Consider the following 20804-nt stretch of genomic DNA (forward strand, 5'->3'; position numbering starts at 1 on the left):
GATTGGATGTCATGACCGAACGCATCGCACAGGAACTGCATTTCGACACCCACGATGGCGTGTCGCTCTTCTACCGCCACTGGCCGGCCGTGCCCGCCGAAGGGGCCGGGCGCCGCGGCGCGGTGCTGCTGTTCCACCGCGGCCATGAGCATGGCGCGCGCATGGCGCATCTGGTCGACGAGCTTCAGCTCCCCGACTTCGACTTTTTCGCCTGGGACGCGCGGGGCCACGGCCAGTCGCCCGGCGAGCGCGGCCACAGCCCCAGCTTTGCCCATTCGGTGCGCGACGTGCAGACCTTCGTCGAACACATCAGAGCCCGCCATGGCGTGGCCGAGCAGGACATGCACGTCGTGGCGCAAAGCGTGGGCGCGGTGCTGATCAGCACCTGGGCCCACGACTACGCGCCCAAGGTGCGCGGCCTCACGCTGGCCTCGCCGGCCTTCAAGGTCAAGCTCTACGTGCCCTTCGCGCGGCCGGGCCTGGCGCTGATGCACAAGCTGCGCGGGCTGTTCTTCGTCAACAGCTATGTGAAGGCGAAGTTCCTCACGCACGACCCCGCGCGCATCGCCAGCTACGAGGCCGATCCGCTGATCTCGCGCCCCATCGCCGTCAACATCCTGCTCGATCTGTACGAGGCCGCCGAGCGCGTGGTGCAGGACGCCAACGCCATCGTGCTGCCCACGCAGCTGCTCATCTCCGGCGCGGACTGGGTGGTGCACCACAAGCCGCAGCACCAGTTCTTCCAGCGCCTGGGCAGCGCCGTGAAGGAGAAGATCGAGCTGCCCGGCTTCTTCCACGACACGCTGGGCGAAAAAGACCGCGCGGGCGCCGTGAGCTCGGTGCGCCGCTTCATCCTGCAGGGCTTCGACACGCCGGCCACGCCGGTGGACCTGCGCGCGGCCGACCAGCAGGGCGCGACGGCCGACGAGTCGCGCGCACTGGCGGCGCCGCTGCACCCGCTGTCACCGCGCGGCCTGTACTGGGGCGCCACGCGCGCGGGCCTGCGGCTGGGGGGTGCGCTCTCGCGCGGCGTGGCGCTGGGGCATGCCACCGGCTTCGATTCGGGCAGCACGCTCGACTACGTCTACCGCAACGAGGCCGCGGGCGCGCCGCTGATCGGCAAATCCATCGACCGCTCGTACCTCGATTCGATCGGCTGGCGCGGCATCCGCCAGCGCAAGCTGCATGTGGAAGAGCTGCTGCGCGAAGCCATGGAGCGCCTGGCCGCCGCGCACCGCGAAGTGCGCCTGATGGACATCGCCGCGGGCCATGGCCGCTACGTGCTCGATGCGGTGGCCGCCAGCCCGGTGAAGGCCCATTCCATCCTGCTGCGCGATTACAGCGACATCAACGTGCGCGACGGCCAGAAACTGATTGCCGAGCGCGAGCTGCAGGACCGCGCGCAGTTCGTGCAGGCCGACGCCTTCGACCGCATGAGCCTGGCAACCGTGATGCCGCGGCCCACCTTGGCCGTGGTCTCGGGCCTGTACGAGCTCTTCCCCGACAACGAAATGGTGCGGCGCTCGCTCGCAGGCGTGGGCGACGCGGTGGAAGACGGCGGCTATCTGGTCTACACGGGCCAGCCCTGGCACCCGCAGCTGGAGATGATCGCGCGCGCGCTCACCAGCCACCGGCAGGGCGCGGCCTGGGTGATGCGCCGGCGCACGCAGGCCGAGATGGACCAGCTCGTCGAGGAAGCGGGCTTTCGCAAGATCACCCAGCGCATCGATCGCTGGGGCATCTTCACCGTCTCTCTGGCACAACGCGTGGTTCGATGAGCGCCCGCGCGCAGCCGCCAGGCCGCCCCTGGAAACGCGCCGCCGCCTGGCTGGCCTGCCTGGGTCCGCTGTTCTACCTGAGCTATGGCCTGGCCAACTGGTGGGCCGGCACGCGCGCGCAGGTGCCTTCGGTGGTGTTCGGCTGGGAACATGGCATGCCCTTCTGGGCCTGGACCATCTTTCCCTACTGGTCCATCAATGCCTTCTACGCGCTGTCGCTGTTCCTCGGCCGCAGCCGGCACGAGGTGGACCGGCACGGCGCGCGCCTGCTCACGGCCCAGTTCATCGCGGTGAGCTGCTTCGTGCTGTGGCCCCTGCACTTCAGCTTCGGCCAGCCGGAGGTCAGCGGCGCACCGGCCTTCCTGTTCAACGCGCTGCGCGGCTTTGACCAGCCCTACAACCAGGCGCCCTCGCTGCACATCGCGCTGGCCGTGATTCTGTGGGACTGGTACCGCCGCCTCGTGCACGCGCGCTGGGCGCGGGCCGTGCTGCACGTGTGGGCGCTGCTGATCTGCGGCTCGGTGCTGACCACCTACCAGCACCACTTCATCGACATCCCCACCGGCGCGCTGCTGGGCCTGGTGTGCGTGTGGCTGTGGCCGCTGGAGCGCCGCGCGGCCCTGCCGCGCGCCTGGCGCATGGCCCGCGATGCGCAGCGCTGGAAGCTGGCCGCCTTCTACACAGCCGGCGCCGTGCTGTGCCTGGCGCTGGCGCTTTGGCTGCAGGGCGCCGCCCTGTGGCTGTGCTGGCCCGCGGCCTCGCTCGCGCTGGTGGCGCTCAACTACATCGGCTTCGGTGCCCGGGGCTTCGCGATGGACGCGCAGGGCCGCATGGGCTGGGCCGCACGCTGGCTCTACGCGCCCTACCGCGCGGGTGCGGCGCTGAACGCCTGGCTGTGGACGCGCCGCCTGCCGGCCAGCGTGGCCGTGGCGCCGGGCCTGCACCTGGGCCGCGTGCCCGATGCCGCCGAATGGGAAGCCGCCGGCCGCCCGCACCTGCTGGGCCTTTGCGCCGAACTGCAGCTGCCCGCCCCGGCCGCGGCCGCCGGTCGCGCGCGCAGCCTGCCCTTGCTGGACCTGGTGGTGCCCGCACCCGCGCGCCTGCGCCGCGCGGCCACGCTCATCGAGGCCCAGCGCCGCCGCGCCGGTCCCGAAGGCGCCGTGTGGGTGTGTTGTGCGCTGGGCTTCTCGCGCAGCGCCGCAGCGCTGATCGCCTTCCTGCTGACGGGCCAGGGACATTCGGCACAGGCCGCGCAGCAGCTGGTGCGCGCGGCGCGTCCGCAGATCGTGCTGCGCGAGCGCTGGATGCAGGCGCTGGGCACGCTAAGCTCGCGGGCCCAGGAGCCACCGCAACCATGACCGAACACGAGCGCACCCAGTGCGCAACCCTTGCCGCCCTGCTGCATGCCGGCGCCCTGGTGGGCCTGTGGGGCTTTGCGCTCAGCGCCATCTCTGCCGCCGTGCTGGCGCTGCTGATGCCCGACCTGAGCTTCACGGCCACCCTGAGCTTCGGCTGCGCCGCGCTGCTGGGCCTGCTGGAGCGCTATTTCGCCTTCCGCCTGCGCTTCGATGAAAAGCTGTTCGACGGGCTGGCCAGGGGCCATGTGGTGTCGCTGCTGTCCCTGGATGTGGCGCTGGAGCGCCTGGGCCTGCGCACCGCGCCGCGCGCCGAGCGCGGCCTGGAAGAGCGCATGCGCGCCACGCGCCAGTTGCTGCGCCGCCACGCGGTGGTGGTGGTCTGCCAAAGCCTGATGTTCGTGCTGGCCCTGATGACGGAAACCTTGAGATGACGGCACTCCCTGCCCCCGGATGCGGCCCAGCGCCGAAGCCTGAGCACCCCCAATGAAAGACGCCCTGAGTTCCGACACCCCGCCCGCGCGCGAGATCGCGCGGCGCCTGCTGGCCGCCGTCACGGGGCGGCTGATCATCGGCGCGGCCGGCCTGCTGACCGGCGTGCGCGCCGTGTGGGCCGGCAGCACGCCCAAGGCCGAGCAGACGCTGTACTTCGCCAACCACACCAGCCACGGCGACTTCGTGCTGCTGTGGGCCACATTGCCGGCCGACCTGCGCGCCGTCACGCGGCCCGTGGCCGGGCAGGACTACTGGATGGCCTCCAGAACCCGCCAGTTCATCGGCCAGGACGTCTTCAATGCGCTGATGATCAAGCGCGACGGCTCCGATGGCGGACCCAACCCGGTCGAGCAGATGACGACGGCCCTCAATGCCGGCGACTCGCTGATCATGTTCCCCGAAGGCACCCGCAACACGGGCGACGAGATCATGCTGCCGCTCAAGAGCGGGCTCTTCCACATCGCGCGCGCCTGCCCGCAGGTGCGCCTGGTGCCGGTGTGGATCGAGAACCTCAAGCGCGTGCTGCCCAAGGGCACGCTGGTGCCCATTCCGCTGGCCTGCTCGGTGCGCTATGGCGCGCCGCTGGTGCTGGCCGAAGGCGAGGACAAGGCCAGCTTCCTCGCTCGCGCACGCCAGGCCATGCTGGACCTGCGCCCCGAACATGACCGCGAAGACGCCGCACCCGCGCCGGAGGCCGCACCATGATGAGCGCGCAGACCCAGACCACCTTGATGCTCTTCGGCGGCGTGGCCGGCGTGCTGCTGCTGGCCTCGGCCATCGGTGCCCTGCTCAAGCGCCAGGTGGCGCATGGCGCGCCGCACGGCGTGATCGACAACCTCAACGCCCGCGTGAACGCCTGGTGGGTGATGGTGGCCGTGATCGGCCTGGCCTTTGCCTTCGGCAAGGGCGGCGTGATCCTGCTGTTCTACCTGATCTCCTTCTACGCGCTGCGCGAGTTCATCAGCCTGGCCTACACGCGGCGCGGCGACCACCACGCCATCGCGGCGGCCTTCTACATCGGCCTGCCGGTGCAGTACCTGCTGGTGTGGATCGAGTGGTACGGGCTGTACTCGATCTTCATCCCGGTCTACGCCTTCCTGGTGCTGCCCATCCTCTCGGCCGTGGGCGGCGACACCAAGCGCTTTCTGGAACGCACGGCCAAGGTGCAGTGGGGCCTGATGGTCTGCGTGTTCTGCATCAGCCATGTGCCCGCGCTGCTGACCCTGCAGATCCCGGGCTTCGAGGGCCGCAACCTGCTGCTGATCGCCTTTCTGGTGATCGTGGTGCAGGGCAGCGACGTGCTGCAGTACATCTGGGGCAAGCTCTTTGGCAAGCGCAAGGTCGCGCCCGAACTCTCGCCCTCCAAGACCTGGGAGGGCCTGATCGGCGGCGTGGCCAGCGCCACGCTGATGGGCGCCATGCTGGCCTGGGCCACGCCCTTCACCTTCTGGCAGGCGGCGCTGATGGCGCTGGCCATCTGCATGATGGGCTTCTTCGGCGGCCTGGTGATGTCGGCCATCAAGCGCGACCGCGGCGTCAAGGACTGGGGCACCATGATCGAGGGCCACGGCGGCATGCTCGACCGGCTCGATTCGGTGATCTTCGCTGCGCCGATCTACTTCCACGCGCTGCGCTTCTGGTGGGTGCCGTGAGGGCCAGGGCGGCCTTCGATCAGTCGGCCGCCGCAATCTCCCGCAGCAACCGGGCGTCCCGCACGGTGACCCGCTTGTAGGCCAGCTCGATCACCCCGGCTTCCACCAGCGCCCCCAGTTCCTTGTTGATGGTCTGCCGCGACAGCCCCAGCATCGCGGCCAAGTCGTGCTGCGACAGCCTCACCCGCAGGTCCAGCCCCGCATCCTGCTTCGCGCCGTAGATCGCGGCCAGGTTGAGCAGGGTGGCGGCGACGCGGCGGTGCACCGAGCCCAGCATCTGGTCCTGCAGGACCGACACGCTCAGGCGCTGGCGCTGCAGCCCGAGCCGCGCCACGTCGCGCCACAGCACGGGCTCGGCATCGAGCCCCGCGATCACGGCATCGCAGGGCAGGTGGATGATCACCGAGTCCTCGTGCGCGTGGTAGTCGTAGGCCAGCGGCACGTCTTCCAGCAGGCGCACCAGCGGCGCCACCTGGCCCGGGCCGAGCAGCGCGTTGACGTACTTGCGGCCCAGCGCGCTCAGGCTGCTGATCTCCAGGCAGCCCGAAACCACCACCAGCAGCTCGCGCCGATGGCGGTCATGCGACAGCACCTGGGTGCGGCGGTTGTAGCGCTCCAGCCGGGCCGACTTGAGCAGCGCGTTGCGGCGCTCGACCGGCCAGTGCCGGAACAGCTCGTTCAGGCACAGCGCGTGCGCCATCAATGCAGCGTCTTCGCCGGCCTGCGGTGAGGGTTTGCGAGGGGGCATGGTGTCGGCTGAGCGACTCCCCGCGGCGACTTGGACGAATGTGTCGGCGCCTTGACAGATTCGGGGAGCGCTCGTTTTTATCGTAAGCCGGGTATCGCAACAACCACAGAAAAGGCAGCGCGGCGCACCGCCCGCGACATGCCAGCCCGGAGACACAAGCCCATGAAGAAAAGCATCGCCGCGGCCTTCGCGCTCGCGGCCCCGTTTGCACAGGCCCAGAGCAGCGTGAGCCTGTCGGGCATGGTCGACCTGTATGTGGCCCATGCGCGCTCGGGCAAGACCTCGGTGAGCAAGCTGGACGAAGGCGGCGGCGGCGCCTCGCGCTTCGTGCTGCGCGGCCGCGAGGACCTGGGCGGCGGGCTGGAGGCGCGCTTCCTGCTGGAAGCCGGTTTCGCGCCCGACACCGGCCTGGGCACCCTGCCCGGCCCGGCGATCTCGTTCTCGCGCCAGTCCTTCGTCGGGCTGGCGGGGCGCTGGGGCCAGTTGGATGCGGGCCGCATGTACACGCCGATGTTCTACACGCTGTTCCGCGCCGATCCCTTCGGCATCAATTCGGTGTTCTCGCCGCTGAACCTGATCGCCGCCACCGACGCGCAGCCGGGGATGACGCCCTTCACCGCGCGCGCCAGCAACATGGTGCGCTACCGCACGCCGGCCAACAGCGAGTTCTTTGCCGACATCGCCTACGCGCCCGGCGAGGCGGCATCGCTGAGCCGCAGCAGCGGCAAGATGTACGGCGGCGCGATCGGCTGGGGGCGCAAGCCCTACTACATCGCCTACGCGTTCCAGAAGAACCGCGCGGGCTCGGCCGCCGCGCCGCAGGCCTCGCCGGCGGCCAGCACCTTCCATGCGCTCAGCGGCTCCTACGAGTTCAGCGCGCTGCGCCTGTACGCGAACTACGTCAGCACCGCGTCGAGCCTGGCCAGCGTGCCGCGCGCGCGGCTGGTCAGCCTGGGCGCGCAGTACCCCGTCACGCCAGCGTCGAACCTGATCGTCGAGGCCATGCAGCGCAAGGTGCATGGCAGCGAGCGCTCGCAGCTCGGATGGACGCTGGGCTACGACCACTTCCTGAGCAAGCGCACCGCGGTGTACGCACGCTGGCTGCGCCTGAACAACCGCCACGGCGCCTCGGCCTCGCTGGCCGGCGTGGCCGTCGCGCCCAACAGCGGCGACGACGTGCGCGTCATCGCCGCAGGCATCCGCCACAGCTTCTGAGCTTTCACCATGGAACCTTTCGACTTCCGCACCGACTCCCTCTCGGCCCTGTTCGCCCCGCGCTCGATCGCGGTCGTCGGCGCCTCGTCCAGCCCACAGAAGATCGGCGGCATCCCGATCGACTATGCGCGCCGCTTCGGCTTCGACGGCGCGCTGTACGCGGTCAACCCGAAGGCCGCGCAGGTGCAGGGGCTGGCCACGGCGCCCACGCTGCGCGCCATCGGCGAGCCGGTGGACCTGGCCATCCTCGCCGTGCCCGCGGCGCTGGTCGACGAAGCGCTGGACGACGCGATCGCGGCCGGCGTGAAGGGCGTGGTGCTGTTCTCCTCCGGCTTCGCGGAGATCGGCGCCGAAGGCGCCGCGGCGCAGGCACGGCTGGCGCAGCGCGCACGCGCCGGCGGCGTGCGGCTGGTGGGCCCGAACTGCCTGGGCCTGATGAACCTGCGCCGCAACGTGTACGCGACCTTCTCGCCGGCACCCGGCGCGGGCCTGGTGCAGCCCGGCCGCATCGGGTTGGTGAGCCAGTCCGGCGCCTTCGGTGCCTATGCCTACGCGATGGCGCGCGAGCGCGGCGTCGGCCTGTCGACCTGGGCCACCACCGGCAACGAGGCCGACGTGCAGCTGGCCGACTGCCTGGCCTGGCTGGCCGAGGACCCGGACACCGACGTGATCATGGCCTACATGGAAGGCTGCCGCGACGGCCCGCGCCTGCGCGCCGCGCTGGCACTGGCGCAGCAGCGCGCCAAGCCGGTGGTGATGGTGAAGATCGGCAGCACCGAGCTGGGCGCGCAGGCTGCGGCCTCGCACACCGCCGCGCTGGCGGGCGACGATGCCGTGTACGACGCGGTGTTCCGCCGCTACGGCGTGCTGCGCGCGCGCAGCCTGACGCAGTTCTTCGACCTGGCCCACAGCGCCGCGGTGGCGGGCCGCCCGCGCGACCGCGCGATCGGCCTCTTCACGCTGTCCGGCGGGGTCGGTGCGCTGATGGCCGACGACGCCGCGGCGCAGGGGCTGGACGTGCCGGCGCTCAGCGACGCGGCCCAGGCCACGCTGCGCGAATGGGTGCCCTTCGCCGCGCCGCGCAACCCGGTCGACATCACCGGGCAGGTGACCAACGACCTGAGCCTGATGGAACGCAGCGCACGCCTGATGCTGGAAGACCGCGGCTTCGGATCGTGGATGGGTTTCCTGGCCGCGGCCGGCGCGTCGGATGCGTTCTGGCCGGTGCTGCGCGATCTGGTCGCGTCGCTGCGCGCCGCCTATCCCGACACGCTGCTGGCGATCAGCACACTGCTCTCGCCCGCACGCCGCGCCGAGCTGGAGGCGATGCGCTGCCTGGTGTTCGCCGACCCTTCCGATGGCATCCGCACCATCGCCGCGCTGGCCGGATTGAGCGCACCCACCATCGATGCCCCTGCCGCACCGCACGGCGAGGCGATCCACCTTCCCGCGGGCGGCCTGAGCGAACCGCAGGCCCTGGCCCTGCTCGCCGAGGCCGGCGTGCCGGTGGTACCGCACCGCGTGGTGCACAGCGCCGAGGCAGCCGCCGATGCGGCCGAGACGCTGGGCGGCCCGGTGGCGGTGAAGATCGTCAGCGCCGACATCCCGCACAAGTCCGATGCCGGCGGCGTCGCGCTGAACCTGCAAGGCGCGGCGCAGGCGCGCGCTGCTTTCGAGCGCACCCGCGACAGCGCACGCGCCGCGCAGCCCGATGCGCGCATCGACGGCGCACTGGTGGCGCGCATGGCCAGCGGCGGCGTGGAATGCATCGCCGGCGTGCACCGCGATCCGGTGTTCGGCCCGGTGCTGATGGTCGGCCTGGGCGGCATCCACGTCGAAACGCTGCGCGACGTGGCCTTGCGCGTGCTGCCGGTCTCGCGCGACGACGCGCTGGCGATGGTGCGCGAGTTGCGCGGCTTCCCGATCCTGGCCGGCGCGCGCGGCCGTGCGCCGGCCGACCTGGAGGCCATCGCCGACGCGCTGTGCGCACTGGCCGGCTTCGCGCTGCGCGCCGGCGACACGCTGCAGAGCGTCGAGGTCAATCCGCTGATCGCGCGCTCGCGCGCCGAGGGCGGCTGCGTGGCGGTCGATGCGCTGATCGTCGGCCGCGAACCTTCAAACCTCTCTTGAAAGGCATGCCATGAAGAACTGGAGACCGCTCCTTGGCGCGGCATTCGCGCTCGCCGCCATCGGCGCGGGTGCGCAGACGGCCTACCCCACCAAGCCGGTTCGCATCGTCGTGCAATACCAGCCCGGCGGCTCGACCGACACGCTGGCGCGCATCCTGGCCGAGGGCCTGACCAAGCGCCTCGGGCAGCCGGTGGTGGTGGAGAACCGCAGCGGCGCCGGCGGCATCATCGGCACCGACTACGTGGCCAAGAGCCCGGCCGACGGCCACACGCTGCTGCTCACCGTGCCCGGCCCGGTGACGGCCAACCTGGCGCTCTACAAGAAGCTGTCCTACGACCCGCGCACCGAGCTGCGCATGGTGTCGGACATCGTCACGCCGCGCATGGTGCTGGCGGTCCACCCCTCGGTGCCGGCGAAGGACTTCAAGAGCCTGATCGAGGCCGTCCGCAAGGAGCCCGGCAAGTACGCGATGGGCTCCTGGGGCCCGGGCACGCAGCCGCACCAGATCCAGGTCTACATGGACAAGAGCTACGGCCTGAAGACGCTGCACGTGGCCTACAAGGGCGAGGGGCCGATGTCCATCGACCTGCTGGGCAACGTGATCCAGATGACGGTGGGCTCCACCACCACGCTCAAGCCCCACATCGCCGCCGGCAAGCTGCGCGCGCTGGCGGTGGCCGGCACGCGCCGCGTGCAGGTGCTGCCCGAGGTGCCGACCTTCGCCGAGCAGGGCTACAAGGAGCCGGTCTATGCCATCACCGGCTCGATCTCGCTGATGGCGCCGGCGAAGACGCCCGAGGCCGTCGTCGAACGCCTCGGGCGCGAGGTGGCGGCGGTGGTGCGCGAGCCCGAGGCGCGGCGGCGCATCAAGGAGCTCGGCTTCGAGCCGCAGGGCAACACGCCCGCCGAGGCCGCCGCGGCCTACCAGGCCTTCCTGCCGATCGCGCTGCAGCTCACCCGCGACACCGGCGTCACGCTGGACTGACGCCCTCCCCCCAACCGTTTTACCAAAGGCCTATCGCCATGAACAAGCCCGCCCCTTCGCTGCCGCAAGCCCGCCAGGCCCTGGCCCGCGCCGTCGGCCTCAGCGCCTTCGTCTACGGCTACCCGCTGACCGAGACCTACCGCACCTGCCGGCTGCAGACCGACCCGCAGGCCCAGCGCCGCGCCGGCGCCTCTGCCGGCTCGGACGTGCGCGCGCCGCTGAACACGCTGCACCACAGCCCGCGCCCCTCCACCCACGAGGACCGCGACGTGGTCACGCCGGCCAACGACCTGCTCTATTCGATGGCCTGGATCCACCTGGCCGACGGCCCGCGCCTGCTCACCGTGCCCTCGTCGGCCGCGCACCCGGGCCGCTACTTCGTGCTGGCGCTGTACGACGCCTACACAGAGAACTTCGAGAACCTGGGCCCGCGCAACTGCGCGCCCGAAGGCGAAACCGTTGTGCTGGTGGGCCCCGGCGGCAGCGTGCCCGAGGCGCTGCGCGGCCACCGCGTGGTGCAGTGCCCGACGAACCTGGTCTGGCTGATCGGCCGCATCCTGGTCGGCGACGAGAGCGACTGGCCGGCCGCACGCGCACTGCAGGCCGAGATCCGCCTTGCCCCCGCGCCCGGCACGCCCGAGGGCGCGCCGCCGCCGGCCATCGCGCAGTGGGCCGGCGAGCCGGTGGATGCGATGGCCGCCGCTTTCGAGAACGACGAGCCGGCCGCGCAGGTGGCGCCGCGCTTCTTCACCAACCTGTGCCATGCGCTCGCCGAGGCGCCCGGGCGCGTGGAAGACCGCGCGCTGGTGGCCTGGTTCGGCCAGGCCGGGCTGCTGCCGCTGGCCGACTTCCGGTGGGAGGCGCTGGACGAGCCGGTGCGCAACGGCCTGATCGAAGGCTTCTCGGAAGGCGTCGCGCTGGTCGCGGCGATGGGCCGCAACCGGCGGCCGAAGCCCTGGACCATGGCCGTCGCGACCGGCCGCTACGGCCATGAGTTCCTCGGCCGCGCACGCGTGGCCTACATGGGCCTGGGCGCGCTGGCCACCGACGAGGCGGTCTATGCCGCGGGCCATTTCGACATGCACCAGCAGCCGCTCGATGGCCAGCATCGCTACGCGCTGCGCTTCGCCGCCGACGACATGCCGCCGGTCGACGCCTTCTGGTCGGTCACGCTCTACGACGCCGACCGCTTTCTCTACCCGAACGCGCTGCAGCGCCACGCCCTCGGCGACCGCAGCGCGGGCCTGCAGCACGAGGCCGACGGCAGCCTGCAGATCGACATCGGCCATGCGCCGCCCGCACGCACGTCGAACTGGCTGCCCGCACCGGCCGGGCGCTTCTACCTGATCCTGCGCATGTATCACCCGCGCGAAGGGGTGCGGCAGTGGCGCATTCCCGAGCTGCAGGCGCTGGAGGGCTGAGCCATGGCCGCATTGAACGCATTGGCCGAGGAAGCGCTGGTCTATGCCTGGCCGCTCTACGAGATGTGCCGTATGCGCGCCGCCACCTCGCCGCGACGCACCGACAGCGGCGGCGACGCACCCGCGCCACAACGCTGGTGCAACGTCTTCACCCACGCGCGCCAGCTGCTGCGCGCCGGCAAGAGCCGGGTGGTCACGCCCAACAACGACACGCTCTACACCAACGCCTGGCTGGACCTGCGCGCCGGGCCGCTGGTGATCGACGTGCCCGACACCGCCGGGCGCTACTACGTGCTGGGGCTGCTGGACTTCTACACCAACCCCTTCGCGCACCTCGGCCAGCGCCTCACCGGCACCACGGCGCGCTCCTTTCTCATCACGCCGCCGGGCTGGCAGGGCGCGCTGCCGGCGCCCTTCGACGCGCCGGGCGCGCACATCGAGGCGCCGACGAAGTGGCTGTGGGTGATCGGCCGCATCCTGGTCGACGGGCCGTCGGACCTGCCCGCGGTGCATGCGCTGCAGGACGGCTTCATCGTGCGCCCGCTGGCCGACTGGCTGGTGCGCGAGCCGGTGCGCCCGCGCCTCTTCGATCCGGCCTGCGATCCATCGGCCCCGCTCAGCGCGGCGCACTTCGCCGGGCAGGTGAATGCGGCACTGCGCGACAACCCGCCGCCCGCGCACGAGGCGGCGCTGTTGGCGCGCTTCGCGGCGGTGGGCATCGGCCCCGAAGCGCCCGCGCCGAACGACGAACAGCAGGCCGCGCTGCAGCACGCCATCGACACCGTGCTGCCGCGCCTGCGCGCCGCCTCGCCGCGCACCGGCGGTGCGGGCTGGACCCAGCCGCCCCTGGTCAGCGGCAGCTTCGGCGACGACCACCTCGGCCGCGCGCAGGTGGCGCTCAAGTACATCGGCATGCTGGAAAGCCGCGAGGCGGTCTACCCGCTGGCCTGGCACGACGCGCAGGGCCGCGCGCTCGACGGCAGCGCGCGCTACCGCCTGCGCTTCGCCGCCGATGCGCTGCCGCCGGTGGATGCCTTCTGGTCGATCACGATGTACGACGCGCGCGACTACATGCTGGTCGACAACCCCATCGACCGCTACGCCATCGGCGACCGCACGCCCGGCCTGCAGCGCGATGCGGACGGCGGCCTCACGCTGCAGGTGCAGCATGCGCCGCCCGCCGACGAAGCCAACTGGCTGCCCGCGCCCGCGGGCGCCTTCTACCTCTGCCTGCGCGCCTACATGCCGCGCGAGGACATGCTCGACGGCCGCTATGCGCTGCCGCCGCTGCAGCGTGTGAACGACCCAGGAGACCGCGCATGAGCAATACCACCACCGACGACGACAAGCCCTTCCTCATCGTGGGCAGCGGCAGCGAGACCGTGGCGCCGGGCCTGCACATCCTGCGCGGCCAGGGCCAGTCCTTCGTGGCCGAGACCGACGCCGGCCTGGTCGTGATCGACGCCGGCCCGGGCGGCGCGGTGACGGCGGGCATGATCGAGGCGCTGCGCGAGCTCAGCGACGCGCCGGTGCACGCGCTGTGCTACAGCCACGGCCACGTCGGCTACAACGCCGGCGTGCCCGAGTGGCTGGCGCATGCGCGCGAACGCGGCGAGCCGGCGCCGCGCGTGATCGCGCACCGCAACGTGCCGCGCCGCTACGCGCGCTACCGCGAGACGCAGGCGCTGCAGCACCGCATGGCCGAGGTGCAGTTCAACCGCGCGCCCGGCTTCTTCGACAAGCGGCTGGCGATGCACGAGCCTGGCGAGACCTTCGACGAGCGCCTGGTCATCGGCAGCGGCGATCGGCGCATCGAGCTGTTCTGGGCGCCCTCCGAAACCGACGATGCCATCGCCCTGTGGAGCCCGGTGCAGCGCGTGCTGTACGGCGGCGCTGCGCTGCTCGACTCCATCCCCAACATCGGCACGCCGTTCCGCACCATGCGCGACACGGTGCGCTGGGCCGGCACGCTGGAGGCCATGGCGGCGCTGAACCCGCGCAAGGCGGTGCGCGAGTTCGGTCCGGTGATCGACGGCGAGGCCGCAGTGCAGCAGGTGCTGACGCACACCGCGCGCGCGCTGCGCTGGCTGCGCGCGGAGGTGGTACGGCTGATGAACGAGGGTCTGAACGAGCAGCAGGTGCTGGCGCGCATCCGCTTCCCCGAGGAACTCTTCGGCGTGGCATGGATGAAGCCCAGCTACGGCGACCCGGGCTACATCGTGCGCGACATCTACCGCTCCGAGAACGGCTGGTGGGACCGCAACCCGACCTCGCTGCACCCGGAAGCGCCCGAGGATGCGGCCGGCGCGGTGGCGGCGGCGATCAGCGACAAGGCCGGCGTGATCGCCAGCGCGCAGGCGCTGGCCGATGCCGGACGCTGGCAGCTGGCGCTGCATGTGATCGACCTGCTGGCCACCGCGCCCGGCGAGGCGCCGGAGATCGTGCAGGCACGTCGGCTCAAGGCCGCCTGGCTGCGCGAACGCGCTCGGCAGGTGGCGAGCTACGTGTCGCGCAACCTGTACCGGGTGAGCGCGGAGATGATCGAACAGGGCACGCAGGCGCGCTTCGGCATCCGCTGAAGCAACGCCAGGATTGCAAGGAGACACCGATGACGAAGAAAAGACTGCTGGCGACACTGCTGCTGGCGGGCACGTTCGCCGCCCACGCGCAGAACGCCGAGCGCTATCCCGAGCGCCCGGTGACGCTGATCGTTCCCACCGCGCCCGCTGGCGGCACCGACACCATTGCGCGGCTGTTCGCCGACGCGCTGGGCAAGGCGATGAAGCAGAGCTTCGTGGTCGACAACCGCCCTGGCGCCAACGGCATCCTCGGCACCGAAACGGCCGCGCGCGCAGCGCCCGACGGCTACAGGCTGCTGTTCACCTACGCGGCGACCATGGCGATCAACCCCAGCCTGTACAAGAAGCTGCCCTACGACCCGCTGAAGGACTTCGCCCCCATCGCCCAGATCGGCCGTGGCGGCAACCTGCTGATGGTGCGCAAGGACCTGCCGGTGAACACGGTAAAGGAGTTCGTCGCCTACGTGAAAGCGCGCCCCGACAATCTGAGCTACTGCTCGTGGGGCGCCGGCTCCGGCGGCCATCTGGCGATGGAAAGCCTGAAGAAGCAGGCCGGCCTGGTGATGACGCACGTGCCCTACAAGGGCACCGCGCCCTGCGTGCAGGACCTGCTGGGCAGCCAGGTGGACGCAGCCTTCGCCGACATCTCCTCCACGGTGGAGATCGCCCGCTCCGGCCGTGTGAAGGTGCTGGCCTACGGCGGCGCCGGCCGCATGCCGATGCTGCCCGACGTGCCGACGATGACCGAGGCCGGCTACCCCTTCAGCAACTACTCCTGGTACGGGCTCTTCGCGCCCGCGAAGACGCCGCCGGCCATCGTCAAGCGCCTCAACGAGGCAGTGAACCAGGCATTGAAGGACCCGGCCGTGGTGCAGCGCATGCGCGAGCTGAACTTCACCGACCTGCCGGTCGAGACGCCGGAACAGTTCGCGGCAACGATCCGGCAGGACCTCAACGACTGGGGGTCGCTGGTGAAGGCGGTCGGTCTGTCGCTGGATTAGGGCCTACTTGGCCAGGGCCTTGAGCGCGAGCTTGATGCCCTCGCTCACGCCCACGTCCTGGGGCAGCGTCTTCAGCGTGGCCGCGGCCTCGCGGTCGCTGTAGCCCAGCGCCAGCAGCGCCTGCAGGATGTCAGCCTGCACATCGCTGGCCGGCTGCGCCAGGCCTGCGGCCGGCGTGCCCAGCGCATCGCCCAGCTTGCCCTTGAGCTCCAGCAAGAGTCGCTCGGCCGTCTTCTTGCCGATGCCGGGAATCTTCACCAGCCGGCCGGGCTCCTGCAGCGAAATGGCCTGCGCCAGTTCATTGACGCTCATGCCCGACAGCAGCGCCAGCGCGGTGCGCGGCCCCACGCCCGAGATCTTGATCAGTTCGCGAAAGGCCGCGCGCTCGCCCGCCGAGCCAAAGCCATAGAGAATCTGCGCGTCCTCGCGCACCACGAAGTGGGTGAGCAGGGAGACCTTCTCGCCCGTGTTCGGCAGGTTGTAGAAGGTGCTCATGGGCACATCGACCTCGTAGCCGACACCATGGCAGTCGATCACGATTTGGGGCGGATTGCGCTCGGCGAGCGTGCCGGTGAGTTTGCCTATCATCGAAGCTTCTGGCCGCTTTCCGGCCCCCTAATAAGTCAGGACTGAGTGATTCTCCGCCACAGCTTCACCCCCCCCAGCAACACCCGCCTGGCCCATCTGTGCGGCCCCATGGATGCGAACCTGCGCCGCATCGAGGAAGCGCTGGGGGTGAAGATCGCGCACCGCCACGAGGTGTTCAAGGTCGATGGCCCCAAGGTCAAGGCCACGCGCGCGATGGAAACGCTCCAGGCGCTGTATGAGATGGCGCAGCGCCCCATCGACAGCGCCGTGGTGCAGCTCATGCTGGCCGGCGACGGCGCCATGGCCGAGGCCGCCGACGGCGCGGTGGTGCTGAACACCCGCCGCAACGACCTGCGCGCACGCACGCCCAACCAGAGCGTGTACCTGGACAACATCGCGAGCCACGACATCACCTTCGGCATCGGCCCCGCCGGCACGGGCAAGACCTACCTGGCCGTGGCCTGCGCGGTCGATGCGCTGGAGCGCAGCAGCGTGCAGCGCATCGTGCTCACGCGGCCGGCCGTTGAAGCCGGCGAGCGCCTGGGCTTCCTGCCCGGCGACCTGACGCAGAAGGTGGACCCGTACCTGCGTCCGCTGTACGACGCGCTCTACGACCTGATGGGTTTCGAGAAGGTCAACAAGGCCTTCGAGCGCAATGCGCTGGAGATCGCACCGCTGGCCTTCATGCGCGGGCGCACGCTCAACAACGCCTTCGTCATCCTCGACGAGGCGCAGAACACGACGCCCGAGCAGATGAAGATGTTCCTCACGCGCATCGGCTTCGGCAGCAAGTGCGTGGTGACGGGCGACGTGAGTCAGATCGACCTGCCCAAGACCCAGACCAGCGGCCTGATCGACGCCGAGCGCGTGCTGCGCCGTGTCCAGGGCCTGGCCTTCACGCACTTCAACAGCAGCGACGTGGTGCGCCACCCGCTGGTGGCGCGCATCGTCGACGCCTACGACAAGACCGGCAAGCGCGCCTGAACGACAGACAAGCCAGAAGAAAAAGCCCCGCATGCCCTTGCCCGAACTTTCACTGTCGCTGCAGTTCGCCCGCTTCGATGACGTGGCACGGCACCGCGCCGCGCTGCCGCGCCACCGCGTGGCGCGCTGCATCCGCCACGCGCTGGAGCTGCCGGCCGAGATCACGGTGCGCATCGTCGACGCCGAAGAAGGCCAGCAGCTCAACCGCGAGTTCCGCGGCAAGGACTACGCCACCAATGTGCTGACCTTCGACTATGCGCAGGCGCCGCTGGTGATGGCCGACCTGGTGCTGTGCGCGCCCGTGATCGCGCGTGAAGCCAGGGAAGCGCGCCGGAGCCTGGCCGACCATTACGCGCATCTGCTGGTGCACGGCACCCTGCACGCGCAGGGCTGGGACCACGAGACCGGCGACGAGGACGCCGAGGCCATGGAGGCGCGGGAGATCGAGATTCTGGCCGGCCTGGGCGTGCGAAACCCCTACCGCTGAGCCATGTTCGACATCGCCGTGCTGCTGGCTGCAGCCTTCGTCGCGGGTGCGCTCAATGCCGTGGCTGGCGGCGGCAGTTTTCTGACCCTGCCCGCGCTGGTGCTGACCGGCGTGCCGCCCGTCGTGGCCAACGCCACCGGCACGGTCGCCCTGCTGCCCGGCTACCTGGCGGGCGCGTGGGGCTTCAGGGAGGACTGGCAGCCGCCGCCCGGCCTGACGCTCAGGCGCCTGCTGCTGCTGTCGCTGGTGGGCGGCGCCGCGGGCGCCGTCCTGTTGCTGCTGACCTCCGACGCGGCCTTCCGCCGCATCGTGCCCTGGCTGCTGCTGGCCGCCACGGCCATGTTCGCGTTGGGGCCGCGGCTGCGCGCCTGGAGCGCGTCTGCCGCCGGCGGTGCCGCCGGCCATGCGGCGCCATCCGGCCTCAAGGCCACGCTGGGGGTGCTGGCGGTGGCGGGCTACGGCGGCTATTTCAACGGCGGGCTGGGCATCCTGCTGCTGGCCCTGTTCGGGCTGCTGGGGCAGACCCAGTTGCATGCCATGAACGGCATGAAGAACCTCGTGTCGGCCGTGCTCACAGCCATCGCCGTGCTGATCTACGCGGCCGGCGGGCTGGTGCTGTGGCCGCAGGCGCTGCTGATGATGGTGGCCGCCACCGCAGGCGGTTATGCGGGCGCCCGCGTCGCGCGCCGCATCCCCGCGCCCTGGCTGCGCGCGGGCATCGTGGCCACGGGGCTGGTGATGGCTGCGGTGTTCTTCTGGCGGCAGTAACAGGCGCGCGTCTCAACGCATGTCGATCGGGATCGTGACCGGTCCGTCGTTGAGCAGATGCACCTGCATGTCGGCGCCGAAGATGCCGGTCTGCACCGCGGGATGGGCCTGGCGTGCGCGCGCGACGAAGTCCTCGTAAAGCCGCCGCCCCAGGTCCGGCGGCGCCGCCGCCGTGAAGCTGGGCCGGTTGCCGCCTCTCACATCGGCTGCCAGCGTGAACTGGCTGACCAGCAGGAGGCCGCCGCCCACGTCCTGCACGCTGCGATTCATCTTGCCGGCCTCGTCGCTGAAGATGCGCAGCTTGAGGATCTTGGCCAGCAGCCGTTCCCCGACGGCCTCGCTGTCTTCGGGCTCGGCGCACACCAGCACCAGCAGGCCCTGCCCGATCTGCCCCATCACCTGGCCGCCGACTTCGACCCGTGCCTCGCGCACACGTTGCAACAATGCCTTCATTCGCTTCCTTTGAACCTCGTTTTGTGTGAAAGTCGCCCGCGCCAGCCCCGGCGGGCGCGATTATGAGCAGTCGCGCCTGCCAGCCTGCTTACCATTCGGTCCCCCGATTTCCCTGAAGGATGCGCATGCCCCAACCCAGCGTGAACACTCTGCGTCCGCTCGCCACCACGGCGCGGCGCTGCCTCGGCGCACTGGCCATGGGCGGCGCCTGCCTGGCTTGGCTGCTGGGCCCGCAACCTGCGGCAGCCCAGCCCAGCCAGGAGGCCACGCCTTCCGCCAGCGCCGATGTGGCGCATGCCGGCGTGCTGAAGTCGGTGCAGGGCGAGGTGCAGCTTCTGCGCGCTGGCGGCCAGACCAGGCTGGCACAGCCCGGTGACGTCGTGCATGTGGCAGACCGCCTGAGCACCGGTGCCAATGGGGGCGCCAGCCTGCGGCTGCGCGATGGCACGGTGCTGATCATGGGCGCCCAGTCCCAGCTGGATCTGAAGCAGTACCAGTTCGACACCACCACGCACGAGGGCAACATCTTCGTGTCGCTGCTGCGCGGTTCGCTGCGCATGGTCAGCGGCCTGATTGCCAAGAAGCAGCCCGAGGCCGTGCGCGTCGACACGCAGACCGCCACCATCGGCATTCGAGGCACGGACTTCATCGTCAGCGCCGATTCCCGACCATGAAGAAGACTAAAGCTCCGACCTCGGCCACGAAGATGCGTGCTCTGAACGTCTGCGGCATGGTGGCGCTGGGCGCACTGCTTGGCGCCTGCAGCACCCCGGCCACCCGCGTGGTGCTGCTGCCGCAGGAAGACGGCAGCCCTTCTGCGGTGGTGGTGCGCAGCGCCGGCGGCAACGAGGTGGTGACACTCTCCCAGCCCTACCAGCGCGCCACGCTGCCCGAAGGCTCGACCGCCGCGCCTGTGCTGGACCAGGCAGAGCCTGCGCAACTGCGTCAGGCGCATCCGGCCCTCTTCGAGCTGCTGCCCCCGGCCGCGCAGCTGTACACCCTGTACTTCGTCACGGGCGGCGCCACGCTGACCCAGGAATCGCAGCAGCAACTGCCCGAAGTGCTCGATTCCGCGACGGCGCGCCCGGGCGCCGACATCGTCGTCACGGGCCACACCGACACCCAGGGTAGCGGCCCCAACAACGACAGCCTGTCCTTGCGGCGCGCGCAGGAAGTGCGGCAGATGCTGGTGCAGCGGGGCTTTCCGGTGCAGCGGATCGAAGCGGCCGGCCGCGGAGAGCGGGACCTGATCGTGCCCACGGCCGATGAAGTGAACGAGCCGAGGAACCGAAGGGTGACCGTGGAAGTGCGCTGAGGCCGCACCGGCCCGCGCGGGCGCCGCGGCGCTACACCGTCAGGATCTCATCGCGCTGCAGCCACCGGATGTCCGGCTCCGGCACACCCCCTGGCTCGAAGACGAATTCATGGTTGGTGGCCAGCATGTCGATCTGGCTCATGATCTCTTCGGTCTCGGCGGGTTTGGTGTGGGTGATGTAGATCGGATAGTTGTGGTGCGGCGAGATCCGTGTCAGTTCGGAAGCCAGCGTCGCCGGCGAGAGATGCAGGCTGCGCTCGGCCAGCAGGCGCTCGCGGTCGCTGAAGGCCGTTTCGATCACGAGTGCGCCGACGTCCATTGCATTCACGCGGCGCCAGAAAGCCTCGTTGCGTTCGGTGTCGCCGCTGAAGACCCAGTGCAGCCCGCCCTCGGCCCGCCGGATGGCAAAGCCGCATGCCGGCACGGTGTGGACGGCCGGGAGCACTTCGACGACCTTGGGAATCTGCGCACCCAGCGCCAGGCGCTGGCCCTGGGCGAAGGGGTGAAAGCGCATGAAGGGCTCGGCCTCGCTGGGAATGCGCGTGAAATCGGGCCAGATGACGTTGTTGAAGATGTGGGCGCGCAGGGCCTCGATGGTTTCCGGCAGCGCATGCACGCGCAGGGGCGTGCTTCGCCGGCCCGCCACGGCGTCCAGCATCAGCGGCAGGTGGGCCACGTGGTCCATGTGCGAATGGGTGAGCACCACATCGTCGATGAGGCTCATCTCGTCGAGCGTGAGGTCGCCCAGGCCGGTGCCTGCATCGACCAGCAGGTCGCTGTCGACCAGGAAGGAGGTCGTTCGGCACTCCTTGGCAATCGCGCCGGAGCAGCCCAGCACCCGGACCTGCAT

The 20804-nt window shown here is 70.7% G+C and carries 21 protein-coding genes; 17 read left to right on the forward strand and 4 right to left on the reverse strand.

The window, feature by feature from the left end; all coding sequences use genetic code 11:
- The first annotated feature begins 11 nt into the window (after positions 1–11).
- From PGB34_RS10810 to PGB34_RS10830, 5 genes are read left to right on the forward strand one after another with little or no spacing between them, the layout of a single operon-like run.
- On the forward strand, positions 12–1778 hold the full coding sequence (locus PGB34_RS10810; protein ID WP_271428081.1) for a bifunctional alpha/beta hydrolase/class I SAM-dependent methyltransferase: 1767 nt from the start codon (positions 12–14) through the stop codon (positions 1776–1778).
- Positions 1775–3136 (forward strand): phosphatase PAP2/dual specificity phosphatase family protein, encoded by a 1362-nt coding sequence (locus PGB34_RS10815; protein ID WP_271428082.1) that lies wholly within the window; start codon positions 1775–1777, stop codon positions 3134–3136. Before PGB34_RS10810 ends, PGB34_RS10815 begins: the two co-directional genes overlap by 4 nt.
- On the forward strand, positions 3133–3567 hold the full coding sequence (locus tag PGB34_RS10820; RefSeq protein ID WP_271428083.1) for a hypothetical protein: 435 nt from the start codon (positions 3133–3135) through the stop codon (positions 3565–3567). Before PGB34_RS10815 ends, PGB34_RS10820 begins: the two co-directional genes overlap by 4 nt.
- Before the next feature lie 52 nt (positions 3568–3619).
- Complete coding sequence (locus PGB34_RS10825; RefSeq protein ID WP_271428084.1) at positions 3620–4333, forward strand: lysophospholipid acyltransferase family protein; 714 nt, start codon at positions 3620–3622, stop codon at positions 4331–4333.
- Positions 4333–5280 (forward strand): phosphatidate cytidylyltransferase, encoded by a 948-nt coding sequence (locus PGB34_RS10830; protein ID WP_271428265.1) that lies wholly within the window; start codon positions 4333–4335, stop codon positions 5278–5280. The genes PGB34_RS10825 and PGB34_RS10830 overlap by 1 nt, the downstream gene beginning before the upstream one ends.
- A gap of 19 nt (positions 5281–5299) precedes the next feature.
- Here the strand turns inward: PGB34_RS10830 and PGB34_RS10835 are convergent, their stop codons facing one another.
- Positions 5300–6028 carry a Crp/Fnr family transcriptional regulator gene (locus PGB34_RS10835; protein ID WP_271428085.1) on the reverse strand — a complete coding sequence of 243 codons (729 nt, stop codon included), beginning with the start codon at positions 6026–6028 and terminating at the stop codon, positions 5300–5302.
- A 162-nt stretch (positions 6029–6190) separates the two neighbouring features.
- Here PGB34_RS10835 and PGB34_RS10840 point away from each other — a divergent pair, with 162 nt between their 5' ends.
- Genes PGB34_RS10840 through PGB34_RS10870 form a run of 7 tightly spaced genes read left to right on the forward strand, consistent with a single transcriptional unit; the run spans position 6191 to position 15359 of the window.
- Complete coding sequence (locus PGB34_RS10840) at positions 6191–7243, forward strand: porin (protein WP_271428086.1); 1053 nt, start codon at positions 6191–6193, stop codon at positions 7241–7243.
- 9 nt (positions 7244–7252) lie between these two features.
- Positions 7253–9373, forward strand: a complete 2121-nt coding sequence (locus PGB34_RS10845; protein ID WP_271428087.1) for an acetate--CoA ligase family protein — start codon at positions 7253–7255, stop codon at positions 9371–9373.
- Positions 9374–9383: 10 nt separating this feature from the next.
- Positions 9384–10358, forward strand: a complete 975-nt coding sequence (locus PGB34_RS10850; RefSeq protein WP_271428088.1) for a Bug family tripartite tricarboxylate transporter substrate binding protein — start codon at positions 9384–9386, stop codon at positions 10356–10358.
- 32 nt (positions 10359–10390) lie between these two features.
- Positions 10391–11779, forward strand: a complete 1389-nt coding sequence (locus PGB34_RS10855; protein WP_408647872.1) for a DUF1254 domain-containing protein — start codon at positions 10391–10393, stop codon at positions 11777–11779.
- A 3-nt stretch (positions 11780–11782) separates the two neighbouring features.
- Positions 11783–13102, forward strand: a complete 1320-nt coding sequence (locus tag PGB34_RS10860) for a DUF1254 domain-containing protein (RefSeq protein WP_271428090.1) — start codon at positions 11783–11785, stop codon at positions 13100–13102.
- Positions 13099–14358, forward strand: a complete 1260-nt coding sequence (locus PGB34_RS10865; protein ID WP_271428091.1) for an alkyl sulfatase dimerization domain-containing protein — start codon at positions 13099–13101, stop codon at positions 14356–14358. Before PGB34_RS10860 ends, PGB34_RS10865 begins: the two co-directional genes overlap by 4 nt.
- A gap of 29 nt (positions 14359–14387) precedes the next feature.
- Positions 14388–15359: a Bug family tripartite tricarboxylate transporter substrate binding protein gene (locus tag PGB34_RS10870; RefSeq protein ID WP_271428092.1), complete on the forward strand. Its 972-nt coding sequence runs from the start codon at positions 14388–14390 to the stop codon at positions 15357–15359.
- Between the two features lie 3 nt (positions 15360–15362).
- Here PGB34_RS10870 and ruvA read toward each other — a convergent pair whose 3' ends face one another.
- Positions 15363–15947, reverse strand: coding sequence for a Holliday junction branch migration protein RuvA (gene ruvA, locus PGB34_RS10875; RefSeq protein WP_271428093.1), 585 nt, complete (start codon positions 15945–15947; stop codon positions 15363–15365).
- 45 nt (positions 15948–15992) lie between these two features.
- Between ruvA and PGB34_RS10880 the strand changes: the two genes are divergently transcribed.
- From PGB34_RS10880 to PGB34_RS10890, 3 genes are read left to right on the forward strand one after another with little or no spacing between them, the layout of a single operon-like run.
- Complete coding sequence (locus tag PGB34_RS10880) at positions 15993–16931, forward strand: PhoH family protein (RefSeq protein WP_271428094.1); 939 nt, start codon at positions 15993–15995, stop codon at positions 16929–16931.
- A 31-nt stretch (positions 16932–16962) separates the two neighbouring features.
- The gene (gene ybeY, locus PGB34_RS10885; RefSeq protein ID WP_271428095.1) at positions 16963–17418 is read left to right on the forward strand and encodes an rRNA maturation RNase YbeY; all 456 of its coding nucleotides are present in this window, start codon (positions 16963–16965) and stop codon (positions 17416–17418) included.
- A 3-nt stretch (positions 17419–17421) separates the two neighbouring features.
- Positions 17422–18186 (forward strand): sulfite exporter TauE/SafE family protein, encoded by a 765-nt coding sequence (locus tag PGB34_RS10890; protein WP_271428096.1) that lies wholly within the window; start codon positions 17422–17424, stop codon positions 18184–18186.
- Positions 18187–18198: 12 nt separating this feature from the next.
- Here the strand turns inward: PGB34_RS10890 and dtd are convergent, their stop codons facing one another.
- Positions 18199–18639, reverse strand: a complete 441-nt coding sequence (dtd, locus tag PGB34_RS10895) for a D-aminoacyl-tRNA deacylase (RefSeq protein ID WP_271428097.1) — start codon at positions 18637–18639, stop codon at positions 18199–18201.
- A gap of 125 nt (positions 18640–18764) precedes the next feature.
- Here dtd and PGB34_RS10900 point away from each other — a divergent pair, with 125 nt between their 5' ends.
- Together PGB34_RS10900 and PGB34_RS10905 are read left to right on the forward strand one after the other, a co-directional pair.
- Positions 18765–19313 (forward strand): FecR family protein, encoded by a 549-nt coding sequence (locus tag PGB34_RS10900; protein WP_271428098.1) that lies wholly within the window; start codon positions 18765–18767, stop codon positions 19311–19313.
- Entirely contained in the window at positions 19310–19954 is a 645-nt protein-coding gene (locus PGB34_RS10905) for an OmpA family protein (RefSeq protein WP_271428099.1), read from the forward strand. Before PGB34_RS10900 ends, PGB34_RS10905 begins: the two co-directional genes overlap by 4 nt.
- A gap of 31 nt (positions 19955–19985) precedes the next feature.
- On the opposite strand, the gene PGB34_RS10910 is transcribed toward PGB34_RS10905, so the two are convergent.
- Positions 19986–20804, reverse strand: coding sequence for an MBL fold metallo-hydrolase (locus tag PGB34_RS10910; protein WP_271428266.1), 819 nt, complete (start codon positions 20802–20804; stop codon positions 19986–19988).

The organism is Xenophilus arseniciresistens (assembly GCF_028023875.1).
Taxonomy (GTDB): Bacteria; Pseudomonadota; Gammaproteobacteria; order Burkholderiales; family Burkholderiaceae_C; genus Xenophilus; species Xenophilus arseniciresistens.

What these genes read in the sequence shown, in the direction of transcription:
- PGB34_RS10810 (WP_271428081.1), top strand. Translation starts at nt 12, where the DNA reads ATGACCGAACGCATCGCACAGGAACTGCATTTCGACACCCACGATGGC.
- PGB34_RS10815 (WP_271428082.1), top strand. Translation starts at nt 1,775, where the DNA reads ATGAGCGCCCGCGCGCAGCCGCCAGGCCGCCCCTGGAAACGCGCCGCC.
- PGB34_RS10820 (WP_271428083.1), top strand. Translation starts at nt 3,133, where the DNA reads ATGACCGAACACGAGCGCACCCAGTGCGCAACCCTTGCCGCCCTGCTG.
- PGB34_RS10825 (WP_271428084.1), top strand. Translation starts at nt 3,620, where the DNA reads ATGAAAGACGCCCTGAGTTCCGACACCCCGCCCGCGCGCGAGATCGCG.
- PGB34_RS10830 (WP_271428265.1), top strand. Translation starts at nt 4,333, where the DNA reads ATGAGCGCGCAGACCCAGACCACCTTGATGCTCTTCGGCGGCGTGGCC.
- PGB34_RS10835 (WP_271428085.1), bottom strand. Translation starts at nt 6,028, where the DNA reads ATGCCCCCTCGCAAACCCTCACCGCAGGCCGGCGAAGACGCTGCATTG.
- PGB34_RS10840 (WP_271428086.1), top strand. Translation starts at nt 6,191, where the DNA reads ATGAAGAAAAGCATCGCCGCGGCCTTCGCGCTCGCGGCCCCGTTTGCA.
- PGB34_RS10845 (WP_271428087.1), top strand. Translation starts at nt 7,253, where the DNA reads ATGGAACCTTTCGACTTCCGCACCGACTCCCTCTCGGCCCTGTTCGCC.
- PGB34_RS10850 (WP_271428088.1), top strand. Translation starts at nt 9,384, where the DNA reads ATGAAGAACTGGAGACCGCTCCTTGGCGCGGCATTCGCGCTCGCCGCC.
- PGB34_RS10860 (WP_271428090.1), top strand. Translation starts at nt 11,783, where the DNA reads ATGGCCGCATTGAACGCATTGGCCGAGGAAGCGCTGGTCTATGCCTGG.
- PGB34_RS10865 (WP_271428091.1), top strand. Translation starts at nt 13,099, where the DNA reads ATGAGCAATACCACCACCGACGACGACAAGCCCTTCCTCATCGTGGGC.
- PGB34_RS10870 (WP_271428092.1), top strand. Translation starts at nt 14,388, where the DNA reads ATGACGAAGAAAAGACTGCTGGCGACACTGCTGCTGGCGGGCACGTTC.
- ruvA (WP_271428093.1), bottom strand. Translation starts at nt 15,947, where the DNA reads ATGATAGGCAAACTCACCGGCACGCTCGCCGAGCGCAATCCGCCCCAA.
- ybeY (WP_271428095.1), top strand. Translation starts at nt 16,963, where the DNA reads ATGCCCTTGCCCGAACTTTCACTGTCGCTGCAGTTCGCCCGCTTCGAT.
- PGB34_RS10890 (WP_271428096.1), top strand. Translation starts at nt 17,422, where the DNA reads ATGTTCGACATCGCCGTGCTGCTGGCTGCAGCCTTCGTCGCGGGTGCG.
- dtd (WP_271428097.1), bottom strand. Translation starts at nt 18,639, where the DNA reads ATGAAGGCATTGTTGCAACGTGTGCGCGAGGCACGGGTCGAAGTCGGC.
- PGB34_RS10900 (WP_271428098.1), top strand. Translation starts at nt 18,765, where the DNA reads ATGCCCCAACCCAGCGTGAACACTCTGCGTCCGCTCGCCACCACGGCG.
- PGB34_RS10905 (WP_271428099.1), top strand. Translation starts at nt 19,310, where the DNA reads ATGAAGAAGACTAAAGCTCCGACCTCGGCCACGAAGATGCGTGCTCTG.
- PGB34_RS10910 (WP_271428266.1), bottom strand. Translation starts at nt 20,804, where the DNA reads ATGCAGGTCCGGGTGCTGGGCTGCTCCGGCGCGATTGCCAAGGAGTGC.